Annotated in this window: 11 protein-coding genes and 6 tRNA genes; 1 reads left to right on the top strand and 16 read right to left on the bottom strand. The window is 34.9% G+C overall.

Annotation, left to right across the window (positions count from 1 at the left end):
* Positions 1–30: 30 nt before the first annotated feature.
* The 10 genes from HCJ45_RS06690 to HCJ45_RS06645 form a co-directional block, all read right to left on the bottom strand.
* Complete coding sequence (locus HCJ45_RS06690; RefSeq protein WP_187124288.1) at positions 31–1,635, bottom strand: amidohydrolase; 1,605 nt, start codon at positions 1,633–1,635, stop codon at positions 31–33.
* A gap of 2 nt (positions 1,636–1,637) precedes the next feature.
* Positions 1,638–2,879 carry an MDR family MFS transporter gene (locus HCJ45_RS06685; protein WP_185346570.1) on the bottom strand — a complete coding sequence of 414 codons (1,242 nt, stop codon included), beginning with the start codon at positions 2,877–2,879 and terminating at the stop codon, positions 1,638–1,640.
* Positions 2,880–3,077: 198 nt separating this feature from the next.
* Positions 3,078–3,692 carry a hypothetical protein gene (locus tag HCJ45_RS06680; protein WP_187124287.1) on the bottom strand — a complete coding sequence of 205 codons (615 nt, stop codon included), beginning with the start codon at positions 3,690–3,692 and terminating at the stop codon, positions 3,078–3,080.
* A gap of 126 nt (positions 3,693–3,818) precedes the next feature.
* The gene (locus HCJ45_RS06675) at positions 3,819–4,337 is read right to left on the bottom strand and encodes an HdeD family acid-resistance protein (protein WP_185346566.1); all 519 of its coding nucleotides are present in this window, start codon (positions 4,335–4,337) and stop codon (positions 3,819–3,821) included.
* 14 nt (positions 4,338–4,351) lie between these two features.
* Positions 4,352–5,083, bottom strand: coding sequence for a glucosamine-6-phosphate deaminase (locus HCJ45_RS06670; protein WP_187124286.1), 732 nt, complete (start codon positions 5,081–5,083; stop codon positions 4,352–4,354).
* Between the two features lie 57 nt (positions 5,084–5,140).
* Positions 5,141–5,986 (bottom strand): Cof-type HAD-IIB family hydrolase, encoded by an 846-nt coding sequence (locus HCJ45_RS06665; RefSeq protein ID WP_187124285.1) that lies wholly within the window; start codon positions 5,984–5,986, stop codon positions 5,141–5,143.
* A 114-nt stretch (positions 5,987–6,100) separates the two neighbouring features.
* Positions 6,101–8,884, bottom strand: coding sequence for a YhgE/Pip domain-containing protein (locus HCJ45_RS06660; RefSeq protein WP_187124284.1), 2,784 nt, complete (start codon positions 8,882–8,884; stop codon positions 6,101–6,103).
* Between the two features lie 34 nt (positions 8,885–8,918).
* Positions 8,919–9,389, bottom strand: a complete 471-nt coding sequence (locus tag HCJ45_RS06655) for an Rrf2 family transcriptional regulator (protein WP_185381105.1) — start codon at positions 9,387–9,389, stop codon at positions 8,919–8,921.
* Positions 9,390–9,732: 343 nt separating this feature from the next.
* Positions 9,733–15,156 carry an InlB B-repeat-containing protein gene (locus HCJ45_RS06650; protein WP_187124283.1) on the bottom strand — a complete coding sequence of 1,808 codons (5,424 nt, stop codon included), beginning with the start codon at positions 15,154–15,156 and terminating at the stop codon, positions 9,733–9,735.
* A gap of 274 nt (positions 15,157–15,430) precedes the next feature.
* Positions 15,431–16,063 carry a cyclic nucleotide-binding domain-containing protein gene (locus HCJ45_RS06645; RefSeq protein ID WP_187124282.1) on the bottom strand — a complete coding sequence of 211 codons (633 nt, stop codon included), beginning with the start codon at positions 16,061–16,063 and terminating at the stop codon, positions 15,431–15,433.
* Positions 16,064–16,636: 573 nt separating this feature from the next.
* Between HCJ45_RS06645 and HCJ45_RS06640 the strand changes: the two genes are divergently transcribed.
* The gene (locus HCJ45_RS06640) at positions 16,637–18,109 is read left to right on the top strand and encodes an AcpB/EbpR/MafR family transcriptional regulator (RefSeq protein ID WP_187124281.1); all 1,473 of its coding nucleotides are present in this window, start codon (positions 16,637–16,639) and stop codon (positions 18,107–18,109) included.
* Between the two features lie 232 nt (positions 18,110–18,341).
* On the opposite strand, the gene HCJ45_RS06635 is transcribed toward HCJ45_RS06640, so the two are convergent.
* From HCJ45_RS06635 to HCJ45_RS06610, 6 genes are all read right to left on the bottom strand, one after another.
* Positions 18,342–18,425: transfer RNA gene (locus HCJ45_RS06635), tRNA-Leu, on the bottom strand.
* A 45-nt stretch (positions 18,426–18,470) separates the two neighbouring features.
* Positions 18,471–18,544, bottom strand: a tRNA-Cys gene (locus HCJ45_RS06630).
* Between the two features lie 19 nt (positions 18,545–18,563).
* Positions 18,564–18,635 (bottom strand) — tRNA-Gly (locus HCJ45_RS06625).
* Positions 18,636–18,640: 5 nt separating this feature from the next.
* A tRNA-Gln gene (locus tag HCJ45_RS06620) sits at positions 18,641–18,712 on the bottom strand.
* A 29-nt stretch (positions 18,713–18,741) separates the two neighbouring features.
* Positions 18,742–18,814 (bottom strand) — tRNA-His (locus tag HCJ45_RS06615).
* 15 nt (positions 18,815–18,829) lie between these two features.
* Positions 18,830–18,903 (bottom strand) — tRNA-Trp (locus HCJ45_RS06610).
* Between the last annotated feature and the right edge of the window lie 76 nt (positions 18,904–18,979).

Below are 18,979 nucleotides of genomic sequence, written 5' to 3'. Positions count from 1 at the left end.
TAGCAAAAAAGCTATTCGAAAACATCCGTCTTAGTATGGAGTTTTTTGATAGACGATTCGCTCATTTACAACAGTCATTTCTACTGCAATATCACGGATTGCAGCTGGTTCTATTTGAAATGGATCTGTAGTCAAAATGGTGAAATCAGCGACATAACCTGGTTTGATTTGCCCACGAGAACTTGTTTTATAACTAGCAAAAGCAGCTCCTGTTGTATATAACTGAATTGCTTCGTATACGCTTAAAGCTTCTTCTGGCCAATACTTAACTCCATTTAAATCTGCATTTGCGGTTCTCGTGACAGCAGCATGAATCGCCCAAAATGGATTGGGCACTTCAATTGGCGCATCGCTTCCCCCTGCCAAATGAAGCCCGGATTTAATCAATGATTTCCAGGCGAATGCTAATGGTGGATGTGTTTCTCCAAGGACATCGATTGCCCACGGAAGATCACTTGCCATAAATTGTGGTTGAATATCAAATAGTACTGGCAATTTAGCGGCCTCGACTACTAATTCTTTTGTAAGCCATGGGGTATGAATCAAGCGGTCGTATTGTCCGGCTTTCGGTGGATTGGCACGCAAACAACGTATCACATTGGAAAATGCTAAGTCACCGAGAATATGAATGGCAACTGGCAGACCTTCTTTTCTGGCTAGTTTAACTAAATTTTCAAAACTTGCGTCTGAATGGATTTGCAAGCCTTTTTCATTTGGATTATCTGCATAACCAGCACTCATTAAAGCCGTCCGTGATCCAACAGTACCATCATAAAAAATTTTCATCGCACCCAGTTCTACAAATTCATCGCCATTAATAAAGCTTTCATTTGAAGAAATAAATGCCTCCCATTCTGCATGATGAATTAAAAGCTGCGCGCGAAATGGTAACTTTTCTGCGCCTAAAGTTTCTCTAAAAGCAGCTAGCGTTGACTGAAAGCCTGTAAAATAATGTAAATCTTCTGAGTGAGCGCCTGTAATTCCTTTTGACCATAAATCTTTAATAGCTATTTCTAACCATGCTGTTAATTCAGATGGTGTAGCTGGTGGAAAAGCATCAATTGCGAGTGTAGTTGCATTATCTCTTAATACTCCCGTAAAATCTCCCATACTATTTTGAACAATTTCGCCTCCGCCATCAAAGCCATTATCCGAAAAATCGTTTATATGTGCTAATAAAGCCGAATTAATCGATACACTATGATAATCAATTCGTCTCACTAATATTGGATTGGTACTACTTACTCCATCTAAATCTGCTAATGAAATAAAGGTTTGTTCATCAGACCATTTGTTTTCATCATAACCTTCAACAAACAGCCATTCATCTTCTGCTAGTTGCTTTACTCGTTCTGAAATAAGTGATATTGCTTCTTCTTTTGTCGTAGTTTGATTTAAATTCAGTCGCTCTAATGCTTGTCCATACCATAATAAATGAATATGCGCATCGACAAAGCCAGGAAAAATTGTTTTTCCAGCAAGATCAATTGTTTCTTCAATTTTATTTTGATAGTTAGTTTCTAATTCTGCCGTTTCACCAATTGCAAAAATCCGACCATTTTCAGTTAATACCGCCGAAACTACTTCACCTTCAGCAGTCATTTGATAAAATTGACCATTTTTCCATAATTTCATTTTTATTCCCCCTGACTCATGGAAATTTTCATTGTTGCTTTTTCTTGTTGGTCTTTTTTCTGTAGAATTTGTTGTAATGTGATACTAATAAGCGCACAGCCGAGTAATATAAATGCGCCAATGAACAAGGCTTTTATCCCACCTAAATTTTGAACGACAATAGCTCCTGCAAATGGCGCCAACATTCGAGCAGCAGTCGCCATTCCGTTGACTAACCCTTGATATAGTCCTGCTGCGCCTTTTGGAGCAAGTTGATAGGCAATAGTTGGAATAGCTGGCCAAGCAAACATTTCTCCAAATGTTAAAAAAATCATCCCAAGCACAAAGCCACTATAAACACTAGCATTCATTGCTACAACAAAAGATAAAATAAATAAAGAAATCCCAATATAGATCTGTGCTAACAAGTGTTTTTTAAATCTATTTACCACTGGAATTAAGATAAATTGTCCAAGTACGATAAGTGCACCATTTAAACTCCATAAGTTACCATATTGGCTTGCTGTTACACCTTTTATTTCTGTCATATATGTGGACAAATTGGATTGCCACTGGACATGCGGTAATTGACACAGCAAGTAGGTAAGCAATAACAATACAAATGACCATAGTGCTAACTTAGTCGGAAACTCTCGCTTAGCATTTTTCTTACGATGCTTCGTTTCCACAACGACTTTTTCAGATTTCCAGTCAATTTTATGGAAGAAAAAGAAAAAATAACCAGCAAAAACTAGTGCAAAAACAAATGACCCAATATACACTTGGCTCATTCCTTGTTTTGCGAGTATGCCTGCTAATAACGGTCCGATTGCAACGCCGATATTTTGTGCTACATAAATGGCATTAAAACCAGTTCTCCCACCAGTTGGATGCGTTAAACCAGCTGCTGCATAAAGCCCTGAGAAAACCATTCCCATCGCAACTCCTACAGCCCATAAGTTCCAAATAAAAAATGGAAAGCCGTGAAAAAAACATAGTGAAGCAGTAGCAAGTACAAGTATAACTGTTCCAATCGTAAGTGAAATAAACCCAGAGAAGCGGTCAAAGATTAATCCCCCAATAATACTTGACACAATCCCTACTCCTGAGTTAATTAACAAAACTAGTGATGCATCTGTTGTTGTCATACCTAGCTCTTGCGTCATATAAATCATATTAAAAGGCCATATAAACGAAAGCCCTGTATAAAGTAACACCATCCCAATAATAACAATCCATAAATCCCTTGGTAACCATTTTGTCATAACTACACTTTCCCTTCCTTGAAACTCACTTTTTTAGGTTATCACAACTAACCCCATCCGAAAAGGAAAATTTCATTAAAAAGGCCACCTAGCAAATTTTGCTGGTGGCTAAAAAGAGACTGGCGATAAATTCCTATCATGGTTAATATAAGTCTACTATGAATCTTACTTTTTGTCTGTTAAATTAAGAAAAATAGTTCAATTATTTTTTTGGGTAAGTAAATTATAGTTTAATTGCCTAACATATGCATGTAATAGCAGCAAGTTCACTTCAAGATAGTAACCTAGCTCTTTAATAATATTTAATTCCTTCAAACTGTTTAATTGTTCACGCCATACTTCATTCGATATAGATTTTGTTATATCTTTTCGAACAGATTCTTTTTCTATTTTCCAAGTTGTTGCTCGAATTCTTCCCGGAATTTTATTGATAAACCACTGAACACTATCATTTTTTTGGTAATTACTTAGAGAATTTGTCTCTATTTCAATCAAACTCTCTATACTTATGTTCTTTACATCTTTTAAAGTTTCTTCCACATAAATTAACGGGATTTTCCAAACAACCGTTTTGCTGAGGGGTTGAATTTTTGTCGCTTCTCTTGTAAAGCCAAAAACCATCCCTTTCCCCCATGAAGTGTTTTTTTGCGCGTACTGCATCACAATACCTTCATCGATTGCGTATACATATTGGCCATTTGCTGGACAATCGATAATTTCCTCTTTTTCCCAGTAAACTAGTTTTGCTACTTCTTGAAACATAGGATTACCAGTTAAAAAAAACATTATCTCCATAGTAAACGCTCCTTTCATTAGTTCCCCCTCTATTGAATCTTTTTATATCATAATAAAAAAAAGAGAAGAAAAAAGTTCTTAAAGAACCCTCTTTCTTCTCATTTTGTCTATTTTGTGACAATTCCCTCAGTTTTGTACTTTATATTAACCTTTTCTTATTACTTTCCAAAGTGATAAACAAGTTACACCTTGCAAAATGAAAAAGATTCCTAAAATAAGCCCAACCGCAATTGCTACTAATGTATTGGTAAATAGTGAAACAATGGCAATGATTAATCCAAGAATCCCCATTACAAGTAATAGTGTCCAACCTGGCAGACCTTTCACAGAAAATGCAGTTAAAATTCGTAATACTGCTGAGGCTAAAATCCAAATTGCAAATATAATGATAAAAATACGTTCTGCCATGTTAGATTGGAAAATTGCGAAGGCCCCAACCGCTATGGATAGTACCCCATCAAGCAATATCCATTTAGAAATACTCCAATATTTCCGTTCACCAAAATAAGAAACCGCTTCATTAATACCATTTAAGACTAAAATAATCCCAATAAAAATAGTTAGCGCTTTTAATGATGTGCTTGGGTTAAATATTAGATAGATACCAAGACCAATCATCACTATGCCTAAAAGTAACACAAAATATAAATAAATCTTCCTCATACTACCACTCCTTTTTAATGTTCTGTAAGTAATGATCCTGCCGCTTCATCAATTATGAACACAACATTTGGATGATTACGTAAAATAGACGCTGGGCAGCTCTCATCAATCGGTCCCTCTAGCAAGCCTTTTACCGCTTCTGCTTTACGCTCGCCTGATGCGGTTACGAGAATTTGTTTTGCATCCATCATATCAGCTAAACCAAGTGTTAACATTTGTGATGGTGCTTCGTCTTCTGTTAAATTATTGTACATGATAGTGCTTTTTATGGTCGATTCATCGCTATCTGCTAAAAATAATCGTGCATCAAATGGGGTTCCTGGCTCATTTGCACCAAGATGTCCATTTACACCCAACCCTAAAATCTGTAGGTCACGTTGATTTTCTTTTAAAATTTGTTTATAACGAGCAATTTCATTTGTAAAATCAGCTAAACTACCATCTAATAATTCCACTCTTTTTGGCATTTTAGTAATTAAATCATAAAATTTTTGATGCATATAAGTGTATACCGTAAAAGATGCATCTCGTTTCGCAACATATTCATCTAAATTCATTAAAAATACTTTTTCGATTGGGATTTCTCCGGCATTAATTCCCTTTACAAGCCCTTCAAACATTCCGTCAAAACTTGCACCCGTTGTTGTATTAATAATTGGATTTTCATTAGTTTCAATTACTTGTTTTACAACTTCTAGCGCATGTTGTGACATTTCATCATATGTTTTTGTTTTAATTAGTTTCATCAAATATTCTCCTCCAATTGAGCTGTCCTATTTTTATCTTACCCTAACAATTCCTTTCTAAATCAAACCATGTTTTTGAAAACTTGCAAATAAGCCATCTTCATTAACTGAATTTGTCACTTCATCTGCTAATAGTTTTAAGTCGTCTTTAGCATTTCCCATTGCAATGCCTACTTCACAGAAAACGAGCATTTCGGCATCATTCATACCGTCACCGATACCAATTGTGTCTTCTTTGTTTCCACCAATGTGTTCAAGTAATAATTCAATCGCGGTCGCTTTATGAATATTAGGAACCATTAATTCACCACTATCATCTCCAAAAATAGGAACCGTGCAATGCATTACTTCAAACTTCCCGCTAAATTCATTTTTGATTTCCTCAAAAGGGACTGCTTTATTTTCTAAAAAACACGCTTTATTAACATCTGTACGGTAAAGATTACTTTCGCCAAAAGTTAAGCTTTCAATAAATGGATGGGGGTTATTTTTTTGTTTTTCGCGAGCTTTTGGATCATTTTCTAAATCTCCATAAACTAATTTATTTAAATGTGCCTCTAAATTTTTACTAGCGAATAAGCCACCATTAGATTCTAAATAAAAATCTAATTCCTTCTTATTAAAAAAATCAACCATATGAACAACATCTTCATTAGCTACTTTTTTATGGTAAATAATTTGGTTATCTACTTCTACATAACCACCACCTGCACCAATAATTCCATCAAAGCCAATGGATAGAATGGATTCGTATAATTCAGGTTTGGAACGCCCTGTACATAAATAAACTTGGTGTCCCTTGTTACGCGCTTTTATAATGGCTTCTCTAGCTGACTCCGGAACTAAACCGTCGTCGTTTACTAATGTGCCATCTACATCTACAAATACAATTTTCTTCGTCATGTAATACCTCTTTTCGTTTGTTAATATCTTAATTATAGCATTTCTTTGAAAATAAAACGTCCTAATATAAAAAGCAAGAACCTATGACGAAGGTTCCTGCTTTTAGTTATTTTATTAGTTTTCTAATGCCATTAATTTTTGATTATCATCAAGAGCAGATTCATGTGCATCGTGCCGTTTTTTCAAATGACTCATTGATAGATAAAGTAGGCCAATACAAGCAATTAAAATAATTGTTAAGACTATGATAGACATCGTAAATACATTGGTTCCCATACCCGCTGCAAGTGATTCTCTAAAGGCATAAATCGAATAAGTCATCGGTAAGAATGGATGAATTAAATTAAAGAACCAACCTGTAAGTGGCATTGGGAATGTTCCACCCGATCCAGCTAATTGTACGATGAGAAGTACCATTGCGATAAATCGACCTGGATTATCAAATGTCATTGCCAAAAGCATAATTAAGAACATATATGCAAGTGCTGTGATAATGGCTGTTCCAAAGAATTCTAGCATATTGTCCGGTCTAAGCCCAAGTGCTATCATAATACCACCTTCAAGTAATGCCATCGCAATAGCAGCAACAAATCCAAGTGATAATTTACTTAGCCACCATTTGTACGCTGGCTGTCCCTCCATTGATACACGTCTAATTGGCATAATAAAGTTAAATACAAGCGCACCAACATAGAGTGCTAATGATAATACGTATGGTGCTAATGCATGACCATAATTGCTAACATGTGTGTATTCGTTATGCGCTAATTTTGTTGGAGAGGCAATCATATTGAATGTTTTATCTGTCCCGTTTGTATCTTTGATTTGTGTTGCCCCATCAGAAAGTTTAGTTGTTAATTCATTACTACCATCTGATAATTTTGTTAACCCATCACCTAATTGGAAGGATCCATTTGCGAGTTTGGAAGACCCATTGGCTATTTGAGAAGAACCATCTGCCAATTGGTTGGTACCAGCTAATAGTTTAGGCGAATTGACTGCTAATTGATTTAAACCATTAGCTAGTGCACCAGTTCCAGATTGCAATTGATTTACCCCGCCAGCAAGCGTTGGTACTTTTGCTGCTAATTGATTAGTTCCATTTTCTAGTTGAGATGCTCCGGATTGAAGCGCTGATGAATTGGTAGAAAGTTGATTTCCGCCATCATTTAATTGACTCAAGCCATCTTCCATATCAGCACTACCACTAGCCAGTTGATTTACACCATTTGAAAGTGTTGGGATTTGATTGTTTAATGCATTGGTTCCCGCTACTAATTTAGCATTTCCAGCTTGAGCTGATTTTAATCCTGCAGTTAATTGGTTCGCACCGCTGATAAGTGTTTGATTGCCTGATCCATTCAGTGCTTGATGAATGCCATTAAAAGCATCTGTTGTACCTTGATTTACAGTGGAGTATCCTGCTGAAATTTTTGCAACACCTGTTTGTAGTTCTGATACCTGTGTTTGAAGCGCCGCTAAATCTAGTCCTGATAAGCCATTTTGCAATTTATCAATCGTAGCCATTTGAGTAGCTGATTTTTGACTTTCATTATCTAGGTCAGCTTGAATCGAAGCGATAATTTTTTGTTTATCTGTATCACTAACACCATCTGTTGCATTAATTTTTGCCTTTATTGATTCAGCATCAAAGTTTGCATTTTCTTTCATAAAAGTAAGGCCTGATTGAAGATCTGTTAAACTTTTTTGTAAAGCTTCTAACTGCTTAGCTAATGTTGCATCTTCTCCATTAACACTTTGATTTAGCTGATCAATTCCTTGTTGTAAGTCATTTATACCTTGTTTTAGTTGTGTGATTTTACTTTGTTTGTCCGTTAAATTATTATCTAGTTGATTTAGTCCCGCGGATAACTTATTACTACCAGCTACCAATGTATCTAATCCGTTCGCAAGACTTTCTTGCCCATCATTTAGTTGTGTTACGCCAGTTGCTAATGCTGGAACGCTGCTGTTCATTTTATTTAGACCATTTGTTAATGCGCTTGAACCAGAATAAGCTTGATTAATTCCTCCTGCAAGTGTATCTACACCATTAGTATAAGTCGAAACACCATCTGCTAATTTTGTTGCGCCATTATCTAGTGCTTGTACGCCTTCTTTTAGTGGTCCTACTCCAGCAGCTAGTGTTGATACCCCTGCATTTAGTTTTTCGCTACCAGCAGAGGCGGTTGTTACACCGTCTGTATATGTTTTGAGTCCCACTTCCAAAGTATTAGCACCATCTTTAAATGTTAAGGAGCTGTCTGCAAGTGTTTTTAAATTTGTTGAAATGGTTTTATTACCTTCTTGTGATTTTTCCAGTCCATCTTTTAATTTCTTAGATCCATCAGCGGCTTGGGCAAAACCATTACCAGTTTCTTTAATTTTATCAAAAATAGCTTCTGCGTAGGATTTAGTTACTTCTGCTGAAACCTCGCTTTTAAGTTGTTTTGCCCCTTGTTCGCTTACTACTTGCCCTAAATAGTTAAGCGATCCATTTGTTTTATAGGATAATTCCATTTTTTTCGGGGTTTTATCTAAAACTGTTGCTGCGTTTTTGGAGAAATCTTTTGGAATCGTGACAATCATATAATATTTGCCATCTTTTAAACCTTTTTCAGCTTCTTTTGCTGAAAGAAAATTCCAATCCAGTTCATCGTTACTTTTTAATTTGGTTATTAATTGGTCGCCTACATCCATGGTTTGACCATTGTAATCCACAGCTACATCATTGTTAACAACAGCTACTGGCAATTCACCTGCTTTACCATATGGATCCCAAACAGATTTTAAGAAAAAGCTTGCATATAAAAGTGGAATAAATAAAATCACTACAAATGATAATAATAGTATTTTATTTTTAAATAGTTTTTTCCACTCATTTTTTACCATATCCATTTTATTACTGCACTTCTTTCTGTTTCAAAATTTATTACGCTTCGTTCCAATCTATGATAGTTGTCCGTTCTTTCCCAATAACTTGCTCGACTAAAACAGATAATTTTTGTGAGTATAGATAATTAGCGTATTCTTTATCCGCATTTCTAAAAGCGCTTGTAATGGTATGAATGCCGGACTCTGCAAATTCATGATAGTCAGAGAAAACAGTGTGGATTAAGTCTGAATCTGGATATGTATCAATTTTCCCTTCCACTGCTTCTACAATGTCTAACAGATTGATTTCTTCTGGATCTTTGGCAAGTGTAAAACCACCGTTATTTCCTGATACCGAATTAATCAACCCACTAACAACCAGTTTTCTTAAGATTTTACTAATGTAAGAAGATGACGAATCACGTAAGCGGTGATGAATTGTTACGGAAGAAATGGGAACATCTGCCTTCTGGGTGTACAACATCGTCATAATACAAAATACCTGGTCCATACTTTTACTTAGCTTCATAATAAAATCCTCCCTCTCCCCATCATTGCTTTTCAATATCCTTAATAGACATTTAACATCTATATACAATACACCCTTTTTTTTAATAACGCAAGTGTTTTTTCCTATAAATAATAATGCAAAAAAACAGAAATTCTTATTGTGTCATTCTCCTTTAAAATTAGCATTTAATATATCTAACTTTAAGGATAGGTGAGACTAAAAGAATTTCTGTTTTCTATATTTTTAACTAGTCTTTCTTTGCGCTAAAAAATGTAGCATTAAAGCAAGCGTTCCTATAGTATTTAAGAGATATGTTTCATTCAAAACCTATTATTATAATGAGATGCGTTTAGTTGCTTGCTTATTTATTATGTTTAGTGGATAAATACTTTTTATATCTTAGCGTAACAAAAACAAGCAAAAGAAAGATACCAATTAAAATTGTACTAGCATTTGATTGATCGCCTGTTTCAGGAAGACTTTTAATTGTTATTTTCTGTTGACTATCAGCTCCTTTTTGTTTTGAGTGAGTTGCTTTTGTTTTTGAATTTGTAAGCTTGTTTTTAGAATGCTCCGGTTTCGTATTCACTGGTGCTTTGTTTGAGCCTTTCACTGGTTTTTCATCATCTACAACAGTGACTTGCACTACACCATTTAATTTCACTTTAACTGTAGATAATCCAGTTTTAGCTACTAATAACTTAGACGAATCTTCGTTTTCCGCAAGCAATTCTTTTTCATAACTTAGTAATACTTGATATTTTCCAGCTTTTGCTTTTACAGCACTGTTATCCATCAAGATACTTGTGTTATCATCAATAATTTGTCCGCTTTTTTCACTAACAACAGTTGGGTTTGCTTTTTGGCGAATAAGATTTTCTAGCATATTCGCTGATTTAGCTTCTTTTACTTCACTTAGTTTGAACTGAATATTTGTCGCCTTAATTCGCCAACTATCCCTTGACCATTTTGCGATAAGTTTCATACCTCCAACTGGCATGTTAAACGAGTTGCTAACTTTTCCATTTTCATTGTACCAGCCTTCAAATGTATATCCTACACGAGTTGGTTTAGCGATAGTATCCAAGTTTACTTCGCTATCTGTTACTGCGACTAAATCAACTGGTTGCGTAGATAAGTCTCCACCATTTACATCGAAAGTAATTGTTTGTTTGAGTGCCTTCCAGTGTGCAACAAGTTTCGCGCCACCTGCTGGCATATTTATTTTATTAGAAATTGGTTCATCTCCAATATACCAACCTAAAAACTTGTAGCCTGAACGAGTAGGCTCAGCTGTTGTACTTAAGTCAACGCTACTATCTGTTGGAGCTATAATATCTGCTGGTTTGCTCGCATCATCTCCGCCATTTACATCAAAAGTGATAGTTTGATCCAGTGCTTTCCATTTGGCTGCTAATTTCAAACCACCAACTGGTATTGCAATCGTTCCACTTTTTTGATTATCTTTTTCATCAAACCAACCTAAAAATTCATATCCTTTTCGTGATGTTATCGCTTTATCGAGATCCACTTTTGAATCTGTTGGTGCGACAATTGGTGAAACACTTGTGCCACCTTTTGTATCAAAGGAAATAATTTGTTCAGAGGCCGACCATACTGCTTGTAAATCTAAACCTCCTGCTGGCATGTTGATTTTTCCAGTTACAAATTTCCCATCTTTTTTACTCTTCCAGCCAACAAATTGATATCCTGAATAAATAGGATCTGGAATTTTGCTAAAATCTATCTCGCTATCAGTTGGTAGTGTAATGCTAGCTGGCTGGGATGCTAAGTCTCCTTCATTAACATCGAATGTAATTGTTTGATCCAGCGCTTTCCATTTTGCTTTTAGTGAAAGTCCACCGGCTGGAACAGTGATAATTCCAGAGATTTTATTCTCTCCTTGATACCAACCTAAAAACTCATAACCCGCTCTAACTGGGTCAGCTACTGTACTTAAATTCAGCTGACTGTCTGTTGGCGCGACAATATTACTTGGTTTACTTGCTTCTTCGCCTTCATTGACATCAAAAGTGATTGTTTGATCTAATGCTTTCCAATGAGCCTTTAAGTTTAAACCACCAATCGGCATAGTGAAGGTATCAGGCATTTTAGTTGTTCCATTATACCAGCCTGTAAAAGCATAACCTGGCCAAGTCGGTTCATTAATTTTATCTAATTCTACTTTATCTCCTGTTGGAAGAGTTATATCAGCTGGTTTACTCGCTGCATCCCCGCCCATTACATCAAAAGTGATTGTTTCAGGAATTCCAATATAATGTGCATATAATACCGTATCAAGCTTTCCAACTATATATGGAAATTCCACTTTTTCGCCATCTGTTTTTGCTGTATACCATCCCGAAAATGTATACCCTGCTTTGCTTAAAATTTGTTCTGTTGAAATTTCGTCTCCAAGGTACTTAAATACTTCAACCGTGCCAAGCCCCGTTCCTCCTTGAGCATCGTAACTTATTTTTGTCGGAGTCATCATCCCTACATTGATATTAATGGCGCTTTTCGAACTTGGCTCAACTTCACTAATTTTCGCTTCTTTTTGATCTGCAGAAATTGTGACTTGATCGGTCGCAACAAAACGTTCACTATCATCATTTATAGGATTTGTTATCACAATATCTATCCGTTTTTCTTTCTCCAAGCCGGCAAAATTATAGCTACCAGCTTTTCCATTAATTGATTTCGTTGTCGCAGAAGCAACTATATTTTTTGTTCCACTTTCATAGGCAGTAACCTTTACTCCATTTAAACCAGCTTCGTCAGTATCCAGCATTCCATCTCTATTTTTATCTTGAAAAATTTGTCCTTTGATTACTCCAGTTTGTAATCGAATGGCAACTGCTTCACTCGGAACATTTGTAACAATACTATCTAGCGACCTACGAACCAGCGCTTTATAAATATTTACATTTCCTGCATCCTCATCTGCAGTTTTCTTATCCATATCAATATTAAAAGCAATTAAGTCCTCACCGGGATTATCTACTGTTGCTTTTTCAACCGAATTAATTTTATCTTTTGTTTGAATATAAACAGCTCGAATTTCTGTTTTATCGTCAATTTCATCCCACTTTTTCCAATTTGAAGAATTGAACTGCAATTCATATTTAGTTGCATATAGTACCGTATAGTTATACTTATTGGAAGATAAATCTAAAGGCTCTGTTAAATTCACTGTCCAACCAAATTTTTCACTTTGCAATTGATAAGACGGATCTGTGGTCTCATTTCTTTTAGGGATAGGTATAATTGTTTGATAGCCATCCACTATTTTTCCAGATGAATTTAAAATTTTAAGCCCATACTGCGATTGACTAACAGGATTTAAATCTATAATCGTGTTTGGTGTCCCATCATAATTGATAAATGGACCCCCATCTAAATTCGCTGCTGTCGTAACATTAAAATCAATGTTTGCTTGAATAATCAAACTTGCAGACGGTAATGCTGTAAAAATGTTATCTGTTAGCGCTCTTTCTCCCAGTCCATATTTGTTCTTATCTACACCCATTAATTTACTTGTAGATCGAATAGCCACGTTCTTATCCATTGGTTCCATATATACTAAATTCGCTAAAGAATGCGTTTTAGTCGGACTTGTTTTAGAAGCATAAATCCCTATTTTAATATCTTCCGTTCTTTTTTTAGCAGTCATTGCTGGGTTTACCTCATAATCAGGGATAGAAAACTGATAAACTTTTGCACCTGTATTATCAATTGTTTCTGTAACAGTCACATTCCCATCTTTGACTGAAAATGCTTTACCTATACTGTCCACTGCCAAAAAGTCATCTGGTGTAATGGTTATCCCACCATCTTCACGTGCATATATATTAATCCCTTTAAATGCTGAAACCATCCCATCACTGCCATCACCTTTTACATTAATGGAATTAAATATACTTGCTCTTTCTCCACCAAATAAATTCGTTTCTGAGCTTCTCACGAGACCCGCAAAGCTTGCATTACCAATGACTTTTATGGATAGGTTTGTTTTTTCTGCTGCTGTTGCAAATGTATCAGCATCTCCATAACTTAGCTCATTGTTAATGATATCGCCAACCTTAACAGAAGACTTTAAATTCCCATAAATCTGTAGTCCACCTACTCCAAAATATTCACTACTTACACCTGCATAATTTGCAGGAACATCATCTGTCCATTCAACTGTGGCGAGAAATTCACCTGACGCTTGTTCATAGTTAGCTAGGTCAACAATTTGATCTATACTTAATGCGGAACTGTTATCTGGAACATTCACGACTCGCCCTGTCGTAGTTGTTAATTTAATATTTTTCGTGTTTTTACCAATAGTAGCAATACGCATTGCTTGAACTTTCAGGTTATCCGTGTCAAAACTTGCTTTAAATTTTTGATTAGTTACTGCTTGAAGTTGTTTATTTTCTATGTTAAATCTGCCTAAATAAGCGTAATCCGATCCTTCATTTATTGGAAATTGACGAGTAGAATCTGATGCTACTAATTTATTTTCAAATTCTTTAGTAATCTCAGCACCAACCTCTACTTGCGAAATAAGTGAGCCATTAACTACTTCTTCTCGATTATTCGCTTTATAGGTTTGCTTTCCTGTTGTTGCAACATGTAGCTTTGTTCCGGCTTCCATTTCACTTGGATTAACACCGTCTGCAAACGCTACTTTATAGTAAACTTCACCTGCAGCTAATATTTGTTTGGCAGATATACGCGCATACTTATAATCGCTATCTTCTTTTTCTGGTAATTCTTGAATTAAAACAGAATCAGCATGCTGGAAAACGGCCGCCTTTAGATCTAAACGCTTATCGTACTTCACTTCATAAGAATAGGAGTCAAGGTAAGCACCAACGTTCTCAATACCTTGCCCGCCCGTTGTCATAAAATAAAAAGTACCTGTCGAAAATATTCCCGTTTCATCACGAGATACTTGCTTATATTTTTGTGAAAACTTTGCAAAGAATCGCGGAATAATCGTTGCTCCTGGTGATAAAGTGATTTTTTCAAATGATTCTTGATAGAAATTTTCATTTCCCGCTTCTGAATAACTCACTTCAATAGGAGTCATGTAGTCTCTTCCACTTTCATTAATAACAAAACGATTGTTGACACCAAGGTTAATTGTCATATTCACTGTAGAAACAGTATTAGCTAATTCATATGTGACAATTCCAGAGGTTGTCATATTTTTTCCATATATTTGTGGGTATTCAATCGTTGCATTAGTTATTACAGAAGCAAATTGACTTGAAAGCGATGTGCGATCAAAAACCAGTTTTCCCCCACTCTTTTTAAACCCTGGCAAAGAACTATATTCAAACTCCTTGGAAAGTGCAATCGTAATTTTCTTACCTTCTATAGGACGTGGATTGAAATGTGCTTCTAAGGATAAATTATTACTAAATCTCTCTGCACCAATAAAGTTTTCCCATTTATAAGCCTCGGAATTATCGCCAACGAGTGATTGATTATTAAAACTAGCCTGAGATGATGTTTCTTCCATCCCCTTTAAATTGGCTCTTGTATTTTCTCTATTCAATAACTGTTTTTCTTCGGTTACTATTTCTTTCTTAGGCGATATTGACGCTTCCACTGCTTCATTTGAACTATCTTTTGTAGTTTCCTCAGCAGAATTACTTTTTTGCTCCCCTACAGTAGCTTTATCTGCACTTGAAGGCATTAATCCTTGTTCTGCGGTTCCTGTTAGTGGGACAATAAACTGTAGTATTAGCGCTATTACTGTTGCAATTATCATTTGTTTTTTTATCTTCATTATTATCTCCCCATACTTTTTTAATTGAATTTACGTCATACTGCTAAAAATATTTCATTTAAAATAACACTACTGGCAAAATTCCTTTTTTACTTCCTATAATCAAGCTTTATTCTATGTATATCTAGTTGCATTAATTACTAAATGACGGAACTGGCCTTTTGGTAAGGAACATAAACATCCAGATAATTTAACTTCTTTGTTTCTAAAGATGTTTGGTTTAATTTATTTAAAATTCTAAATAAAAACAATTATCATTTATTTATATTTAGAATTAAGCTGGCTTGAATTTCAATGCTTTTTCATTTAATTGCCAAGGGGACGCTTTAATATCGATTATCCCTTCTTTATGCAGATCATGAACAATAGAAGAAGTAGTAGAAACAGAACAATTCGCAAATTTTGCTAAAATCTTTATTCGCAGCCAGTGTGGCAACTCTAGATTTAGATTTTTAGATGAGTAAGAAATAGAAATAAAATATAGCGTTTCAATAATCCTATTTTCAGGAAACTCGACTGCCAGCATTTCTTGACGTTCAAGATCGGCTTCTAATTTTTCAGCAACTTGTAAGAATAAATTAGACAGCAGTTTTTCTTCTTCTAATTTTTCAAACACTATATCTGCCTCAATAAATGATATCACTGACTCCTCAAGCGCTTTAAGCCGAATAGTCTGCGTAGTAGGAACAACGATAGTTTCTTGAAAGTAACTTCTCGTGAAAAACTTTCGTTGCTCTACACTTTCTTTAACGAAAACCCCTTTTTCAACAATGGCTACATGTTTTTTACTAACAAGAACAACTTCTCCAGCAGGAATTTTTTTATTTCGTCTGCGGAATTTGCTTGCAAGATAAGAGTACATAATCGAATCTTTTTTTAGACACTCATGGAATTCCAAATACCTCATTGCTATACCTTCTTTTTTTTTATTTAACTTCTACTAGTATTATCTGTAAATTCAAGTGTCAATTATAGTGGGAAATAAACGTATTTTACGTCCAGCTAAGATTTTCCGTCACTTTTCCGTAACAAACAAAAACTTTAAATTAATCAAGTTTTCCCTACTGAAAATACTCTCTGTCCGTTATTTGATGCACCTTTTCACTTCTTAAAATTTTTAAAATAATGTTTTCCTCTTACAATTACTTTTTTCCAAAACAGTATTATAATAGACCATTTTTTCATCAATTACATCATCAAATATTCTCCTTTTTTACGTAAAATCTCTCACTTGCTTGACTACTAACCTAGAATAATATATTTTAATCTTTAAAAGAAGAAACGAATTTTTTGATTTTTAACAAATAAAATAACAATATTCCGCTTGAAAACGGATTAATTTCATCTTTTTTCTCTTCATTATTAATTATTTCTTTTATTTTTTAAAATAATATTTATGAAGTCAAATTTTAGACAAATTTCCTACTTGTACGTATACTAATTAAATAAGCAAATTCCCGATGAAAAGGCGGTACTATTTTTGAATTTTATTGATTTATTAGATGATAAAGAACAACGGCTATTAACGATATTCTATCATTGTGTGACACAAGGGAGCATAACTATTGATGAATTATTAAGTAACATTCATGTAAGTAAGCCTACTTTATTTTCATATATCCAAGAGATCAATGACTATCATTATCCAAAATATAACAGCAATATACTTTTTAGTAATTCCAATCAAATTTTTATAAAAAACAATTTAAATATCGATTTACTTTTTTTTTACAAAGATCTAGCCAAAACATCTATTCCAGCTACTATCTTGTCACAACTCTTTTTAAAGGGGACATTATCCATTTCTGAACTAGCGGAGGCATGCCATTGTAGCACAGTTTTACTTTATAGAAAGATAAAAAAACTCAATCTTTTTTTAGAATCATATAATATCCAGATTTTGCTTTCTCCAGTTCGATTATGTGGAGCTGAGGAACAAATTCGCTATATATATAAGTGTTTTTTTTGGTCCATTTATCGCGGAATAGAATGGCCCTTTGTAAATCTACCTCGCCAGGAACTATTAGATTTAGTACAAAAAAAAACACCCTTCTTACTTTCTTATCAGGCTTCGGTAATGAAAGAGAGCATCTTATATGATATTGCAATTATTATGACAAGACGTAAAATGAACTATTTCGTCTCTCACATAATTACTCAAAATATGAATAGTCCACTTACTAAGATTTTGAGCTCTTTCGAATCGCTCAACAAGTCACAAAGACTCCCCTCTATTTCTAAATTTGAAAACTCCTATATTTTAGCTCTCCTTGAAATACCATCTTTTGTGAGTAATGACCCTTCCGTAACAAATGAAATGTATCATTTTTATCAACATCAAAATCATATATCCTATGAAATATTAGTATTCATAATACAAATACTAAAACAATATTTAACTCCATCCGATTACTTAAAAATAAACAATCCATCATTTAAAATGGATGTTATTCGTACCTTTTTTATTTTATTTTACTTTGAAGGAGACAAAAATAATTTCTTTCCTTTCTCAAAAAAACAGCATAAAACCAATTTATATTTAAAACAATTAATTTTTCATATTACTGAAAAGGCAAGGAATAAACACCCCCTACTGTATAAGAAAGAAGCATTTTGGACGGAGCGACTATCTAAAATTTTAGCAACAACATTATCTTTCAAAAAATATCTACCTGAAATTTCTATTTTGATAGATACAGATATAGATGCTCTAGATAATAGGCTTATTGGTCAAATTAAGGAATTTGGGTATAATTGCAGCTTCTCTAATTTTTCTAACCCTTCACAGCTAGATGAATATGATTTACTTCTTTCAAATGCTATTTCTGCATATAATATGAATGAAGTCTTTATCTTTTTTCATCAGCAACTAACACCCTTTGATTGCACTTTATTAGAAAAGAAACTTCACGACTTAACTATTAAAAAAATTGCTCACACATTTACTTTTTAATACTTTATTAAAGATTCTTTGTATCTTATAATTGCGCACTGCCTTCTTCTGTTTGTTCTTACTTTCTGATAAATACATGTTGTTGTAGTTTTCGTTACTAAATTTCAACAATCATTGCTATGTTCATTTTATAAATGCAAAAAGCCAATTTCTTACTATTTGTATTTATGTATTATTGTTTTTCTGCAAATCAAAAACCCCAACACTTTAACAAATGTTGGGGTTTTTAGTATACCGGCGGCCGGGGTCGAACCGGCACGCCCTTGCGGGCACAGGATTTTGAGTCCAGCGCGTCTGCCAATTCCGCCACGCCGGCGTAACAATATATAAAATTATAACTTTAAAACAAGAAATATACAAATGGAGGCGCCAACCGGATTTGAACCGGTGATAAAGGTTTTGCAGACCTCTGCCTTACCACTTGGCTATGGCGCCATACAATGTTAAATTAAAAAGCGGAAGACGGGGTTCGAACCCGCGACCCCCACCTTGGCAAGGTGATGTTCTACCACTGAACTACTTCCGCATCAACTGGGCCAGCTGGATTCGAACCAACGCATGACGGAGTCAAAGTCCGTTGCCTTACCGCTTGGCTATGGCCCAACAATTATAATGGACAAAAAACTTTAAAGGGCGGATGATGGGAATCGAACCCACGAATGCCTGAACCACAATCAGGTGCGTTAACCACTTCGCCACATCCGCCGTTATTTTATTATATGGCAGGGGCAGTAGGAATCGAACCCACACTGGAGGTTTTGGAGACCTCAGTTCTACCTTTAAACTATGCCCCTAAAATGGTGGAGGGGAGTGGATTCGAACCACCGAACCCGAAGGAGCGGATTTACAGTCCGCCGCGTTTAGCCACTT

Origin of the sequence: Listeria immobilis, assembly GCF_014322845.1 — a bacterium.
Taxonomy (GTDB): domain Bacteria; phylum Bacillota; class Bacilli; order Lactobacillales; family Listeriaceae; genus Listeria; species Listeria immobilis.
The sequence above is the reverse complement of the archived record's forward strand: the minus strand, read 5'-3'. Positions and strand labels throughout refer to the sequence as shown.